Below are 15,031 nucleotides of genomic sequence, written 5' to 3' on the forward strand. Positions count from 1 at the left end.
GACGTTACATGTTGTTTCGTTCAGTTTTCAAAGATCAAATGTTTCTTTTGTTTGCCTGCTGTTTAACAGCGACTTAATCATCTTAACATTTCGTTGTTTTGTTTGTCAACAATGTTTTTTTGATTTTTTTCGATGCCGTTTTGTTGGCTGTCCGAAAATGTGTGTGCCGTTTCAGCGACAAGTAATACTATATCACCTTGAGAAAACATCGTCAATAACTTTTGTTAATTTCTTTTGATATTTTCTCGAAGCTTGTCGGGCTCTCTTAAAGCCGCTTAACTATAATAAAAGAAAAAAGCCTCCTACGCAACCCTTTTTTAAGAATTGTTGGAGGCTTGTTTAATTTTAGTCATTCCTTCTTAACCGATACGTTCTGTGATATAAGTTCTTGCCTTTTGTTTCGATTTGAACAGCTTCAATAATTTCCTTATCAACTAGGTAATCTAAAAGTGCTCCAAGATCAAGCGCGTATGGTTGAATATCTGGATGAACCATCAACTCCCCATATGCCCAAGGCTCTTCTTTACTGCCCATTACTTCTATTAAATGTTTTGCACAATTAATCGTTCTTGAATTAATTGCAAACTCAGTAGCTAAAAGCATAAGCTGAACTCGTTTATCTAGCGTTTCATTACTTTTACTCAATTCTTGATGGAGCTTGTAAACTTCTGGCTCTATTCTTTTCACTTGGTTCCATACTGTCACTTCTGGGTGGAAGCCTTTTTCTATAACAGAGAGACGAGCTAAGTAATGTAATGAATGAATCATTTTACTAAAAGCATCCATGTATTGTTCCGTTTCATATAGATCTTTACATTCTCCATACGTTCGAATGAGCTTAGCGAATTCGATTGCCTTTTTCAAATCACGCTTTTCCTGCGGGAAGTTACGTAAGTTTTCTTTTAAAGAAGTTACATACTCGTTTCGATCGAATACAACACGACCCTCTATTACCCACTCTACAGCTCTGCGGAATGAGCTCGTATCGATCCAATTGGTAAGTTGGTCCTCATCCACAATGTGCATGGCGGCATTTTTGTTCTCAAATTCATAATGTTTAACGTACCAAGGCTGAGTAGCTCCTCGTACAATAATTAATAAAATAACATCAAAGTTATCTGTTACAGGGCTAATGGGCTTTTTCTTTTCTATAATCAAAATTCCTAATGTGTTTTTCTGACTAGCGCGTTCTTGGTAGATCGGACGTAACACATCTTCCATACTACTTTCCCCCAAATACTAAGATAGTGATTAATTTCGACACATTCACAGAAAATCCTTTTTTCGACGACGCTTTCTCTCCTAGAAATATGCTATACTACCAATTGAAAATGTTAGGAGGGAAAAGGTTGGGCGTTAAGTACTCGAACAAAATAAACAAGATACGCACGTTTGCGCTAAGTTTAGTATTTATCGGTTTTGGCATCATGTATGTTGGCCTCTTATTTAAAGATAAAATGTGGCTAATGAGTATCTTTATGATCCTTGGGCTTCTTTCAGTCACCCTGAGCACAGTTGTGTACTTTTGGATCGGGATGTTATCCACCAAAACAATAAAAGTTGTCTGCCCTAATTGCGGCAAGCCAACAAAACTATTAGGACGCGTTGACGCGTGCATGCACTGTAATGAGCCCTTAACTTTAGATAAAGATCTTGAAGGAAAAGAATTCGATGAACGGTACAATTCTAAAAGATATCAAAAAAATACAGAAAATCAAAAGTAAATTCACAGTTAATTGAAAAGACCTTGCAGAGTATACACTCTTCAAGGTCTTTTGCATATCCATAAAAAATGAGAGTTCTTTAAAAAGAACTCTCACCTTAGTGCTTTGATTTACACTCTTCACAAATTCCGTACACTTCCATTCGGTGGTTACTAACATCAAATCCTGTAACCTGCTCCGCTAGCGATTCTACCTCATCAAGTGATGGGTAATGGAAATCGACGATCTTTCCACAATTATTGCAAATCGCATGGTAGTGCTCTGAGGTGTTACAATCAAATCGGCTTGATGAATCGCCATAAGTCAATTCACGAACCAATCCAATTTCACGGAATACACGAAGATTGTTGTATACCGTAGCAACGCTCATATTTGGAAATTTGTTTTCTAATGCTTTATAAATGTCATCTGCGGTTGGATGAGACATGGAATCAATGAGAAACTCAAGCACCGCATGACGTTGGGGTGTAATACGGACGCCAGAATCTTTTAATGTGTCCAAAGCCTCACGAAGTCGATGATCAGACACCGTCATGCACCTCGCTTTCACATATTTTCATATAAACAATATTATTACATTAAAATCTTTATAAATAGTGTATACCCTTGTGACTCTTTTTGTCAACGTAACTCGCTTGATACCAAGGCTATTTACATATATTACACATCAGCTCGTAGGGGCATTTCTTTACCACCTGTCATCTTATTAACAAATCGAGCTGCTACGAATAAGAAATCAGATAATCGATTTAAATATGTCAGAACAAGTGGGTTATTTAACTCATCTTTCACGACTACGGCACTACGTTCTGCTCTCCTTACAATGGTACGGGCAGTGTGTAAAGCAGCAGAGGCTTCATGACCTGATGGGAGAATAAAGTTCTGAAGAGCTTCTAGTTCTTGATCCCAACTGTCGATTTGCTTTTCTAGCTCGTCAATATGCCCTTGAGTGAGTTGCCACTTCACTTCTTTCCCTTGAGGGGTCGCAAGTTCAGCACCTACATGGAAGAGAATGGTTTGCACACGTTGCATCGTGTCACAGAAGGCTTGTTTTTCCGGCCAGTCTTCTCTTCTTAAATAACTTAATGATAACCCAATCATGGAGTTGGCCTCATCACAAGTACCATAAGCATCGACTCGTGCATCACTTTTCGGCACCCGGTCCCCGTAAATAAGCGATGTATCACCTTTGTCACCAGATCGTGTATAAATCTTCATTATTAATACCCCTTTCTTGGATCAATTTGATTCACAAATACTTCCCCACCAGCTTGGAAAGTACGTAGGTTTTCTTCAAAGATTGACATAGCCCTTGGTTGATAATGAGGAGACATCCCTGAAGAATGAGGTGTTACGGTCACATTCCCCATCTCCCAGAATGGGTGAGCAGCAGGTAAAGGCTCTACTTCAAATACATCTAATATTGCATGGTGAATTAACTTTTCTTCCATTACATGCAGTAAAGTATCCCCATCCACTACATCACCTCGGCCCATATTAAGAAAGACCGCTTCGTCTTTCATTATTTCAAAGTGCTTTCTCTTAAGAAAGTTCTTAGTTTCTTCTGTACTAGGAAGCACTGAAACGACAAAGTCAGCTTCTGGCAGATGCGCCTCTAGTTCATCTTTCGTATATACATTATCAAAGTGTTCCTTAGCCCTGCCACTATTCGATATACCGATTGTGTACATTCTAAACGCCTGAGCAAGACGAGCGACTTCCTGACCTATCGCCCCTGTCCCTGCGATGAGCATCGTCTTGCCTGTAATTTCAACAGGCTTCACGTTACGGTCCCATTCGTGGGCCTTTTCGTTTTCTAGCAATAAACGAGTATTCCTTGCTGTTTGGAGAAGCATTGCTATTGCATACTCTGCCATTGGGACTTTGTGGATTCCCTTCGAATTAGTAACGAGGATCCCTCTTTCTTCTATCTTCTTAAATGGCATTTTCTCTAACCCTGCCGACAAAACCATAATCCACTTCAATCGGGCAGCTTCCCCCACGAGTTCTTCCGTCAGATCTTCCCCATATGTAAGTAATACATCCGCTTCCGACAAAAAAGAAGCAGCTTCCCCCATCGACTCTGTAAACTGAAACGTAACTGAAGGATAGGCCTCCACTAAACGTTCCCTTAAATCCCTCCTGATCTTACATGACGATAAAATAAACAAACGATTCCCTCCCTATCTATAACTCCTACTATCTATACTATAACCTATTCCAAAAAAATCATAGAAATCAATGCTCCACAACATTTTCGTACACTAGCGCAATAAAACGTGCCAGACACCCTGCAGCCCTGCACAGCAGTAAAGGGTGTCTGGCACCCTGGGCTGCGTTAAAGTGCTAGAGACATAAAAGGAAGCGCGGATGAAATCCGCGCTTAACATGTTGCTCTATATAATAAGGGGAGGTTGGTTTCTTAATGTACTATACGCTGATCTTTATCAATTGGTATGGACCTTCACCCAGCGTTTTGAAAATAGGCTAATACTTATTTTCCATTTTTAAGTTGATTTTCAATATAAAACATGAGTATAATAATAGTAATATTATGGAAAGGGTGAACGTTAGCGCAATGAAGTACTAATCCTAGTTTGAGAGGCGAATTCAATAGCACATTTTATTGGAAACGACTCGTTCCAGACAGGATAGGTATGTCTTCTTACAGGCCAATTGCGCAAACGCACACTTTTCACCTAGAACGGTAAGATTTATTTGGTGTGCCATAAGCCCAAGTACGTCTACATACCTTCCTCTCTGGAGCGTCCAGGGAGGTTTTTTTTATGAGATTATTACACGCTAACCATATTCATTATTCAATAGCAGACCGCACTCTGCTTCGCATCAACGAACTTTCCATATATAAAGGAGACCGCATTGGGTTAATCGGGAGAAACGGCCAAGGGAAGACACTTTTACTACACTATTTGCTAGGGAAAACCGAAGCAACTACGAGAGTAAAGTTATCTGGTGAAATTGCTATATTTGATCAGTTAGACCTTGATCAAGAAGATTTGAGCTGGGATCAATTAAGTGGCGGAGAGAAAACACTTCAGAAATTAGAGGAGTTGTTTCAGAAGGAGGCTGATCTTCTTTTCTTGGATGAGCCGACCAACAACTTGGATTGGCAACATATTGAAAAGCTTGAGCACAGGCTTTTGTCATGCAAGAGCTCCTACGTCATTGTTTCGCATGACCGAAAGCTCCTTAATCGGGTTTGTTCGACCATTTGGGAACTTGATGAAGGCGAGATATCTATATACAAAGGAAATTTCAGCACTTATGAAAAGGCTAAAAAGGTCGAAATCAATCAGCAACAAGAAGCTTATGAGAAGTATACAGAAGAAAAAAAGCGCCTTACAAAGCGAATTCAACAAAAAGAACAACAGTCAAAAGGAATGAATAAGCCTCCTTCACGGATGGGAAATTCTGAATGGCAGCTCCACAAAGGAAAAGCCAAAGGGCAACAACAAAAAATCCAGCGCGTTACAAAAGTAATGCAAGAACGCCTGGAGCGGTTAGAACATGTAGAGAAGCCGTTTGAATGGGCTGACTTAAAAATGACAACTCATTCAATGGAGCCCATAAGCAACAAATTTGTCTTATCTGCACAAAAATTATCAGCCAGTACAGCTTCCACTCTTTTATACCGAATAGATCGACTATCGTTAAAAACGGGTTCAAAAACAGCCCTTATAGGCTCTAATGGTAGCGGAAAGACCACGTTGCTTAAACAATTAATGGCTGTCACAGATTCCGTAACCATGTCTAAGCAAGCACGTATTGGATATTTTGCTCAAGTGATTGAGGAGCTTCCGCAAGAGCAAACCATTCTTCAATATGTGAAACAAGATAGCCCATTACCCGAGTACATCATCCGAACGATTCTTGGACGCCTTCGCTTTCTGAGGGAAGATGTAAATAAACCCATCCGTGTTCTTAGCGGAGGGGAACGAGCTAAAACGGCTATTGCCAAATTGTTGAGCGGTCAGTTTAATGTTCTCATCCTTGACGAACCGACCAACCACCTTGATATTGAAGCTATTACAGCATTAGAGCAATTGATCAACGATTTTCCCGGTACAGTACTTTACGTAAGCCATGATCGACGCTTCGTAGAACAAACAGCCACCAACTTGTGGTTACTACAGAACCATACCATAAACGTTTTTGAGGGCACCTATAATCAATGGACAGAAAGAAACTCCAGAGCGACTGCAACTGAAGAAGAACAATACGATCTTATGAAACTTGAAACAAAGTTATCCGAAATTATAAGCCGACTCAGTACACCAGACACCAGAGAGGACAAAGACGAACTTGAACAAGAGTATCAGAACACATTACGCAAAATACAATACATCAAACAAAATTAGGTCACAGTGACACACTAACGCATGAAAGTGTGCCAGGCACCCTTCATTACAGTAAAGTAATTATCACAAAAAAACCCTCCTTGATGGAGGGTTTTTTTAGTTTAGGTTTTCTCTTATATATTGTAGGGCTTCTTCAACATGCCCCTTAACGCGCACTTTACGCCATTCGTTCACTAAGTTACCTTCCTTATCAACAACAAAGGTCGAGCGTTCAATCCCCATGTACTCTTTACCGAAATTCTTCTTTAACTTCCATACCCCATATTCTTCAGCGACAGCATGCTCCTCGTCTGCTAATAATAAAAAAGGAAGTTCATGTTTATCGATAAACTTCTGATGGCGGTCAACAGGATCTGGGCTAACACCAAGAATAACAGCATCTAAGTCTTTGAAGCTCTCATGATGATCGCGGAAGTCACAAGCTTCAGTTGTACACCCTGGCGTCATATCTTTTGGATAAAAATACAACACGACATTTTTTCCTTTATAATCAGAAAGCTTTACCTTTTCCCCATTGTTAGCTGGCAATTCAAAATCTGGAGCTGGTTTACCAATTTCCATAGTCATTCCTATCCCTCCTGAACATAATCTACTTTAAGGGTAACCAAATTCAGGAGAACTTACAACTTATCTGATGGATCATCCTGGTGATGATGCATATATTGAACAACAAAAGCAGCCGGCACGATATAACCAATCATTGCCTCAATTAAAGCAATCGCCTTTCCTAATCCTATCGGAGTAATATCACCGTACCCTACCGTCATGAGGGTTACCCCGCTAAAATATACAGAATGAGCAAAACGGTCAAGCAATGAATCTTGTTGCAGGAGCTCATCTTGCAATATAACCAGACCTTCAGAAGCCAGAATAAAATAGATCAAACCAAACCCTATCATAACGATTCCATAAACCGTAATAAGCGTATAAAAGTGATGAAAGGAAAATAACTGACGAACTTCTTGATCACGCCGAAAAAAACCTGCCAGACTCCCACACACGCTCAACACAACGAGACTCAACAACACCCAAACCATATCCCATCACTCCCCCAAACCTCCACCTATCACTATCATATAAACAAGCCCTACCGAATATGAATTCCCTTCACCATATTAAAGCGTGCCAGACACCCTCTAGCTCTGCACAGCACAAAAGCGTGCCAGACACCCTTCTCTTCTGCAAAGCATTAAAGGGACGGTGTATGTTAAAATGGGGTTGAGTATTTTTTATGGAGGTTTTCTTGTTGAATATTAATAGATCGAAAGAGTTATATAGAGAAGCAGAGGACCATATAGTCGGAGGGGTGAACTCGCCTTCTCGCGCTTATAAAGGGGTTGGTGGCGGAACGCCTATCTTTATGGATAAAGCAGAAGGGGCTTACTTCTTTGACGTGGACGGAAACAAATACATCGATTATCTAGCCGCGTACGGACCAATTATCACAGGCCATGCGCACCCACATATTGCTGAGGCGATATCAAAAGCAGCATACAATGGTGTGTTATACGGCACACCTACAAAGCTTGAGAACAAGTTCGCAAAGATGATTAAAGAAGCGATTCCTTCTATTGAAAAGGTTCGCTTTGTGAACTCTGGTACTGAAGCCGTTATGACAACGATTCGTGTAGCCCGCGCTTATACGAATAGAACTAAGATCATTAAGTTCGCTGGCTGTTACCACGGACACTCTGATCTTGTCCTAGTTGCAGCAGGGTCTGGACCCGCAACACTCGGTACACCTGACTCAGCAGGGATCCCAACTTCCATAGCACAAGAAGTGATTACGGTCCCATTCAATGATATCGACACATACAAAGAGGCACTTGAGAAATACGGGGACGATGTTGCAGGTGTACTAGTAGAGCCAATCGTTGGGAACTTCGGCATCGTTGAACCAAAGCCTGGTTTTCTCCAAGAAGTAAACGACCTTGCTCATGAAGCTGGCGCCCTTGTCATTTACGACGAAGTCATCACAGCTTTCCGCTTCCACTACGGTAGCGCTCAGGATATTGTCGGTGTTGAACCAGATATGACAGCAATGGGCAAAATTATTGGCGGAGGTCTTCCAATCGGAGCCTACGGAGGCCGTGTAGACATCATGGAACAAATTGCTCCACTTGGGCCAGCATATCAAGCTGGAACAATGGCTGGTAACCCTGCATCCATTTCAGCGGGAATTGCTTGTCTTGAAGTGCTGCAACAAGAAGGCGTCTACGAAAAAATGGACCAGCTCGGAGCCATGTTGGAAGAAGGCATCTTACATCACGCAGAGACATATAAGCTACCTGTTAAGATCAATCGCTTAAAAGGAGCCCTCACCGTATACTTCACAGATGTAGAGATTGAAAACTATGACCAAGCAGAAGCGACAGACGGGGAAATGTTCGCGAAATTCTTCCACCTAATGTTGCAAGAAGGAATCAACTTAGCTCCATCCAAATTTGAGGCATGGTTCTTAACAACTGAACACACAGAGGCTGACATTAAAGAAACGCTACGTGCCGTAGAATCTTCATTCAAAGCATTAGCAGGCGAATAAATATACAGCCTTTTATACATCTCCGCAGACACAATATTTGCGGAGATTTTTTACCTCTTTTATGAAAACGCTTACCCATAGGTCTCTCAACGATTTTAGCACTTCGCACACACCGAGATCCCTCTGCCCCATCATACAAATCACTGTATATTTAATTGCAAAGCCTACCCCCTTATGATACTATAATAAATAATTCAGAAAATTTGTACATCTGTTTGTGCACTTTTCATTTCTTACCCTTTTCAAAAAAATCTTTCACTTCGCTCCGAAAGATTTTGTTCTGAACAGAACACTTTTCAAGGCTTTTGCAATCTATTGCGAAAGCCCTTCTTTTTCTCCATTAACGACTACAGGAAGTTCTTCACTTCCTAATGTCGATTCTATTTGTAAATCTTCAAGGAGGTGCGGTCATCTTGACCAAATCGAGACGCGTAAACTGGGATCCTAATGAATTTCGTGATTATCACAAACATGAACATGATGCATGCGGAATTGTTGCTTGTGTTCAGAAAGAAAACAAGCCCACAAAAGAAAACATTAACACTGTTATTAATGCACTTGTGACCATGAACCACCGTGCAGGCTTCACTAAGCAAGAAGGAGACGGCGTTGGTATTCATATGGATATACCAAAAGCCCTTTGGGAAGAGAAACTAACTTCTAAACAACAAGACAAAAACCTTGCCCACCACTCTCAATTTACTGTAGGACACCTTTTCATCAATAAACAGGCCCAAACCACCACCATAAAAACAAACATCCAAGACATTTTAAATCAACACGGTTTTCAATTAATCTACCAAGACGAACAATCAACACGCACAGAAGCACTAGGCCCTCTTGCGCAAAAACAAGAGCCAATTTTCTGGCAGATTGCCCTTTTACCAAACAATGAAGACGTTAATTTAGAGCGTGCTTTATTTGATGTTTCCCTTGCGATTGAAGAAGATGAGAATGTGCATGTCGCGTCTTTATCTTCTTATCACGTAGTCTATAAAGTAATGGGTGCAGGAGATCAGCTTCCTCAGTACTTCGCTGACTTAGACCACCCTAAGATCGCTTCTGCCATGACGCTCGGGCACAACCGTTACTCTACAAATACGCTTACAAGCTTTTTTCGTGTGCAACCATTTAGCATGCTAGGGCATAATGGTGAAATTAACACGATCGCTAAACTTCGAGATGAAGCTGAAATGATCAATGTCCCTTTAACCGGTAACGGTAGTGATTCACAGGACCTTAATCGAACAATTGAAACGTTCGTCAAACGAGAAGGTTATGGTTTGTTTGAAGCACTCGATTTAATGTTCCCACCGATTTTAAACGAATTAAAGCGGTACCCATCTCACCTCCAAGACATGTATGCCTACATGCGTGAAGCTTGGGGTCATTTCGCGCAAGGACCAGCTGGAATTATTTCAAGACACAAAAATGAAGCCGCCTTCAGCTTGGATTCCCTAGGGCTCCGTCCACTATGGCAGCTTGAAACAATGGATGCTCATCTATTCTGTTCAGAACCTGGTATTCGGGCAAATAGCGAGTACGTTAATGATCCTAAACCTCTCTCCCCAGGAGAAAAGGTAGGGGTCAAATATGATGAAGAAGGTACATTACAAGTATTCGACCACTTTGCTTACCAAGAAGAAGTATACCGCCGTATGGGCGCACGCTTTGACTTCGAAGGGTTCCATTCTCGCATCCAACCTGGCAAGGCAGACACAGTTAAACCCCATCCAACCGTAACAAATGTCCATAATGGGTGGTATGCTGCATATGGTTGGGACAGGGAACATATTCAACTTCTTGAGCAAATGGCTGAAAAAGGAGCAGAACCAATTCGCTCTCTTGGGCATGATGTTCCTCTCGCTTCTTTACACCAGGGTCGTAAAAACATAGCCGATTATTTTAAAGAGAGTGTGGCAGTTGTTACAAATCCAGCAATTGACCGTGACCGTGAAGCCGAACACTTCTCTACAAGAACAATTTTAGGGCGTCGTCCTAATGTAGTAACAAAAGACGAAGCTCCCTTTAACTTAGAACTTCTATCGCCGATTCTCGTAGAAGGTGTACACGCTCAGACCATTTCATCTCAAGAACAGCAACCTTCTTATGAACAAATTCTTCACCGCTTTGACCAAGATGGACTTACTCAAACTCTCACTATAACAGCTAGAGATGATGAATCCATTGAAGAAGCCGTCATCCGCTTATCAAACGAAGCAGAATCACTCGTAGATAAAGGTGCTGAACTTCTTGTCTTAAATGATGGGGATACCCACCAGGAAGACCACCTTTGGCTAGACCCTCATCTTGTCGTTTCAGCCATTGATAAACGACTCGTAGAGAGTCATAAACGGAGAAACACATCGATCATTTTACGTTCGGCTTCTATTCGCTCTTTACATGATCTCATCACCGTATTTGGTTTAGGAGCAGATGCAATCAACCCTTATCTACTTTTCGCGACTGTAGCTGAGGAAGAATTAACACCAACTCTTAACTTATATCATGCGTTGAATAAAGGTCTTGAAAAAGTTATTTCAACGATCGGTATTCACGAACTAAGAGGATATGCTCGCCTCTTCTCAAGTATCGGTTTACACAACGATTTCTCAAGATTGCTACGCATCGTAAACTTCTTTGGCGGTGACGGGTTGTCCTATAACTGGAATGCACTAAAAGAAGATTCAATCGCTCGTCGAGAAGATTTCCTAAACGAAAAAGCTCGTCCGGGCAAGAGCTTCCATGCTTGGCCTCGCCTTTGGAAATCAATCGGAGATGTAGCGAAAGGAAATCCTATAGATGATCTTCGCGAGAAAATTGACGGACTAGAGGAGAAAAATCCGCTCAGTATTCGTCACTTAGTTCAACCAAAATCAAACGAACATAAAGAAGACGCATCTAAAGTAGACCTTGGTGTCGGCACACATGATTTGCCATTTATGATCTCTTCCATGTCATTTGGTTCTCAAAACGAGACAGCTTTCCGTGCCTATGCTGAAGCTGCCGACCAATTGAATATGATTTCCTTTAACGGTGAAGGCGGAGAGATTAAAGATATGCTTGGAAAATATCCAAACACTCGCGGTCAACAAATCGCTTCTGGTCGATTTGGTGTGAATGCAGAGTTATTGAATTCTTCTAATCTACTAGAAATCAAAATTGGTCAGGGCGCAAAACCTGGTGAAGGCGGTCACCTGCCAGGCTCTAAAGTAACCGCTAAAATTGCAGAAGCACGTAATGCGACAATTGGTTCTGATCTAATTTCCCCATCGAACAATCACGATATCTATTCTATCGAAGATTTAGCACAAATGATTTCAGAGCTAAAAACCGCCAATGACCAGGCGAAAGTTACCGTAAAAGTCCCGATTGTTCCAAACATCGGAACAATCGCCGTCGGTGTCGCTAAAGCGGGGGCTGATTTCATTACGCTCAGCGGCTTTGATGGCGGTACAGGTGCAGCAAGAATTCACGCTCTTCAACACGTGGGACTTCCGGTTGAAATCGGTGTAAAAGCTGCTCATAATGCACTACTTGAAGCCGGTCTTCGTCATTCTGTTGAGATTTGGGCAGATGGCGGGCTGCGTAGTCCACTTGATGTAATGAAAGTTATGCTTTTAGGAGCTAATCGAGTTGGATTTGGCACGCTTTCTATGATTGCTGTAGGTTGTACCGCTTGTCGCGGCTGTCACCTTGATACGTGTCACGTAGGAATTGCCACTCAAATTGAAACAGAAGCACAAGCAAAAGAGCACGGACTCCGCCGCTTCGTTCCAAGGGAGTACCAACCTTCTGTTACAGGGATTATGAATCTATTTACCACATTTGGTGAAGAACTTAAACGCCTAACAGCTGAGCTAGGCTTCTCCAATACGCAAGACCTGGTCGGCCGTTCTGATTTACTAGAACAGTACCGAGGTGAAGATTGGATGGATTTAACCCCTCTACTAGAAAAACTCGAAGTTGAAGAAATCCAAGCTTATCAGAAGAAATATGAACGAATGGAAGAACGTCTCCTTATGGCAGTAGGAGCAGAATATTTAGACGGGAACCAAGAACAGCTTCTTGATTCCAGGGAATTCTCAAATGTAACAAGTGAACAACGAAACCTTAGCAGTCGCGTTTCTTGTCACCGCGTCCGTGATCGTCTTGATGGATCCTATCGTGATCTTGATCCAATTCGACTTCACTATAAAGAAGGTTCTATAGTCGGTAATGGATTCGGGGCTTACCTGACTGATGGTATGGATACATCTGTTATCGGTGGTGGTCAGGACGGTGTCGGAAAAACGGCGTTCGGTGGAACCCTTGCTATCTTAAAATCCCCTGGAGCTCACGGTGGATATATTAACGGAGCAGTTGGAAAAGGATTTGGATACGGCGCTCAAAAAGGGCGACTCATTGTTCAGGGCACAGCTGACTCAAGAGCAGGCATTCGACTATCCGGCGCTGATATCATTATTGGCCAGCAATTACAGTCCCCTCTTCCTGCTGAACACGATGGCAATTTCGGGTGCTACTCAAGTATTAAAGGGTTCGCCTTTGAATATATGACGAACGGGCGTGGTCTCGTACTTGGTGATCCGGGACCTTGGATGTGTGCTGGGATGACTGGTGGAGCCGTTTACCTTCGTCATCAACCCGAAATGGGACTAACAAAAGAAGCCCTTTATAAGCGAATTGCTAAAGGAGCTAAAGTTGAAATTGAACCCCTGAACGAAGGCGGAAAAGACGACGTGACTGAAATGCTTACTGGCTACATTGAAGTCTTAAAGGAGCATGACCAGCATGCGGAAGCTGAATCTCTTGAACTTCTTCTTGAAAATCTTGAAGAACACTTCCTTCAAGTCGTTCCTGAAAAAATTCAAGCAGATCCATCCGTATCAACCGAATAATAAGCGATACCCTGCCAGGTGCAGGGTATTTTTTTGCCTTTCATTTCCCTCTATACTAGACTCACTGTGAATAGTATGTGACACTGTCCACATAGATTAGTAAAGATTTACAAAGAAGATCTATTCTTTTAACGAAAACAATTGTATAATCAATCTCGCTTATTGGATTTTCTTCTGAAGGAAGGTTATGAAATGAAGTTAGGTGCACGCATGCTGAAGACAGGGTTAGCCGTAGCCATTGCGATGTATATAGCGGCTGCGCTCCCCTTTCAGACCAGCACAGTTTTCGCCGGGATGGCTGCCTTATTCTCAATACAGCCGTCAATTTACCGGTCGTATCAATCCATTGTTGAACAGGTAGAAGCAAATATTATAGGTGCTATTGTAGCCTATATCATTTTGATCTCCCTTGGTAACGACCCGTTCATTATGGGATTCACCATTGTCCTCGTTATTGGAGTTTGTGTGAAGTTTGGCATGAAGGAGAATACGATCCTCCTTGCCCTTGTTGCTGTAATTGCCATTATGGAATCAACCGAGATGGATCTGCTTCCATTTACAATGCTACGCTTCTCATCTTTAATGATTGGAATCTTCGCGTCCTTTGTCGTAAACTTAGTCTTTTTACCGCCAAAATATGAAACAAAGCTTTTTAATCAAGTGGACCAGCATACAAGTGACATCCTTCAGTGGCTGCGTATTACCACACGTCACTTATCCGATCGCCCTGCTCTTCGTGAGGAGATCGAAAGACTAGAAGGTGCAATGGTCAACTTAGATCATACGTATAGCTTATTTAAAGAAGAACGAACGTATTTCAAAAAACGTCGTTTCGAAAAGGCCCGCAAACTCATTTTGTTCAAACACTTAATCTCAACTACACGTAAAGCTTTCGAGGTATTAAAAACATTTAGCAGTCTAGAAAACGAAATGGATAAGGTTCCAGCTGAGTTTCGAACGACACTTGTTAACGAAATTGATAAGGTTATTCATGTCCACGAGAAGCTCATTCTCTCTATTAAAGGCAGAATCCGTTTTCACGAATCAGATCCCATAGAAGAAGCAGGCGAACCCAACATTCCAAAGCTCGTTGAACATCTAATTGATATATACGAGGAGAAAGAAACAGAAGAAGAAAAATTAATGTTTCTCCCCCTTGCCACAAAATTAATGGATTACCATCAAAAAATGGCACACTTGAAAAAACTCCTCTCAAGTTATCAGCTTTATCATACGAGCGAGCATATTAAGACGATTAAAAAGTAGACCCTGTCCATGGATAGGGTCTACTTTTCATTTGACGATCGTTAAAATGACATTTCCGTCAGCTTCGATGGAGTGTAAGATGGGCCTGAGAATCACTCGCTTTCCGTGATCCTATACAATATGGGAGGAAAGAGAATTAAGACAACCTGTAATAAGCGGTCCGTTCACCCATTAACGTCAGGGCTTGCTGTGGGACGACGAGACTCCCGCGGGGTGAGGAGC

General features: G+C 41.8%; 11 protein-coding genes. 5 read left to right on the forward strand and 6 right to left on the reverse strand.

Features of this window, described 5'->3' with window-relative positions:
- Nucleotides 1-345: 345 nt before the first annotated feature.
- A complete protein-coding gene (locus N780_RS17985) occupies nucleotides 346-1,221 on the reverse strand; it encodes a nucleotidyltransferase-like protein (RefSeq protein WP_036787369.1) in 876 nt (291 codons plus the stop codon).
- A gap of 128 nt (nucleotides 1,222-1,349) precedes the next feature.
- On the opposite strand from N780_RS17985, the gene N780_RS17990 reads away from it, so the two are divergent.
- Nucleotides 1,350-1,724, forward strand: coding sequence for a YgzB family protein (locus tag N780_RS17990; protein WP_036787372.1), 375 nt, complete (start codon nucleotides 1,350-1,352; stop codon nucleotides 1,722-1,724).
- Between the two features lie 97 nt (nucleotides 1,725-1,821).
- Here the strand turns inward: N780_RS17990 and perR are convergent, their stop codons facing one another.
- The 3 genes from perR to N780_RS18005 all read right to left on the reverse strand — a co-directional run bounded on the left by perR (nucleotide 1,822) and on the right by N780_RS18005 (nucleotide 3,895).
- Entirely contained in the window at nucleotides 1,822-2,259 is a 438-nt protein-coding gene (gene perR, locus N780_RS17995) for a peroxide-responsive transcriptional repressor PerR (RefSeq protein ID WP_084599748.1), read from the reverse strand.
- Nucleotides 2,260-2,384: 125 nt separating this feature from the next.
- Nucleotides 2,385-2,942 (reverse strand): cob(I)yrinic acid a,c-diamide adenosyltransferase, encoded by a 558-nt coding sequence (locus N780_RS18000; RefSeq protein WP_036787377.1) that lies wholly within the window; start codon nucleotides 2,940-2,942, stop codon nucleotides 2,385-2,387.
- Nucleotides 2,943-2,944: 2 nt separating this feature from the next.
- Entirely contained in the window at nucleotides 2,945-3,895 is a 951-nt protein-coding gene (locus N780_RS18005) for a D-2-hydroxyacid dehydrogenase (RefSeq protein WP_036787380.1), read from the reverse strand.
- Between the two features lie 615 nt (nucleotides 3,896-4,510).
- On the opposite strand from N780_RS18005, the gene abc-f reads away from it, so the two are divergent.
- Nucleotides 4,511-6,103 carry a ribosomal protection-like ABC-F family protein gene (gene abc-f, locus N780_RS18010; protein WP_036787383.1) on the forward strand — a complete coding sequence of 531 codons (1,593 nt, stop codon included), beginning with the start codon at nucleotides 4,511-4,513 and terminating at the stop codon, nucleotides 6,101-6,103.
- Nucleotides 6,104-6,199: 96 nt separating this feature from the next.
- Here abc-f and bcp read toward each other — a convergent pair whose 3' ends face one another.
- Together bcp and N780_RS18020 are read right to left on the reverse strand one after the other, a co-directional pair.
- On the reverse strand, nucleotides 6,200-6,670 hold the full coding sequence (gene bcp, locus N780_RS18015) for a thioredoxin-dependent thiol peroxidase (RefSeq protein WP_036787385.1): 471 nt from the start codon (nucleotides 6,668-6,670) through the stop codon (nucleotides 6,200-6,202).
- A gap of 53 nt (nucleotides 6,671-6,723) precedes the next feature.
- Complete coding sequence (locus N780_RS18020) at nucleotides 6,724-7,140, reverse strand: potassium channel family protein (RefSeq protein WP_036787387.1); 417 nt, start codon at nucleotides 7,138-7,140, stop codon at nucleotides 6,724-6,726.
- A 194-nt stretch (nucleotides 7,141-7,334) separates the two neighbouring features.
- Between N780_RS18020 and N780_RS18025 the strand changes: the two genes are divergently transcribed.
- The 3 genes from N780_RS18025 (at nucleotide 7,335) to N780_RS18035 (ending at nucleotide 14,809) form a co-directional block, all read left to right on the forward strand.
- A complete protein-coding gene (locus tag N780_RS18025; RefSeq protein ID WP_052115160.1) occupies nucleotides 7,335-8,645 on the forward strand; it encodes a glutamate-1-semialdehyde 2,1-aminomutase in 1,311 nt (436 codons plus the stop codon).
- Nucleotides 8,646-9,016: 371 nt separating this feature from the next.
- Nucleotides 9,017-13,543: a glutamate synthase-related protein gene (locus tag N780_RS18030; RefSeq protein ID WP_052115161.1), complete on the forward strand. Its 4,527-nt coding sequence runs from the start codon at nucleotides 9,017-9,019 to the stop codon at nucleotides 13,541-13,543.
- Nucleotides 13,544-13,735: 192 nt separating this feature from the next.
- Nucleotides 13,736-14,809, forward strand: a complete 1,074-nt coding sequence (locus N780_RS18035; RefSeq protein ID WP_036787392.1) for an FUSC family protein — start codon at nucleotides 13,736-13,738, stop codon at nucleotides 14,807-14,809.
- Nucleotides 14,810-15,031 lie beyond the last annotated feature (222 nt).

Origin of the sequence: Pontibacillus chungwhensis BH030062, from assembly GCF_000770675.1 — a bacterium.
Taxonomy (GTDB): Bacteria; Bacillota; Bacilli; order Bacillales; family BH030062; genus Pontibacillus; species Pontibacillus chungwhensis.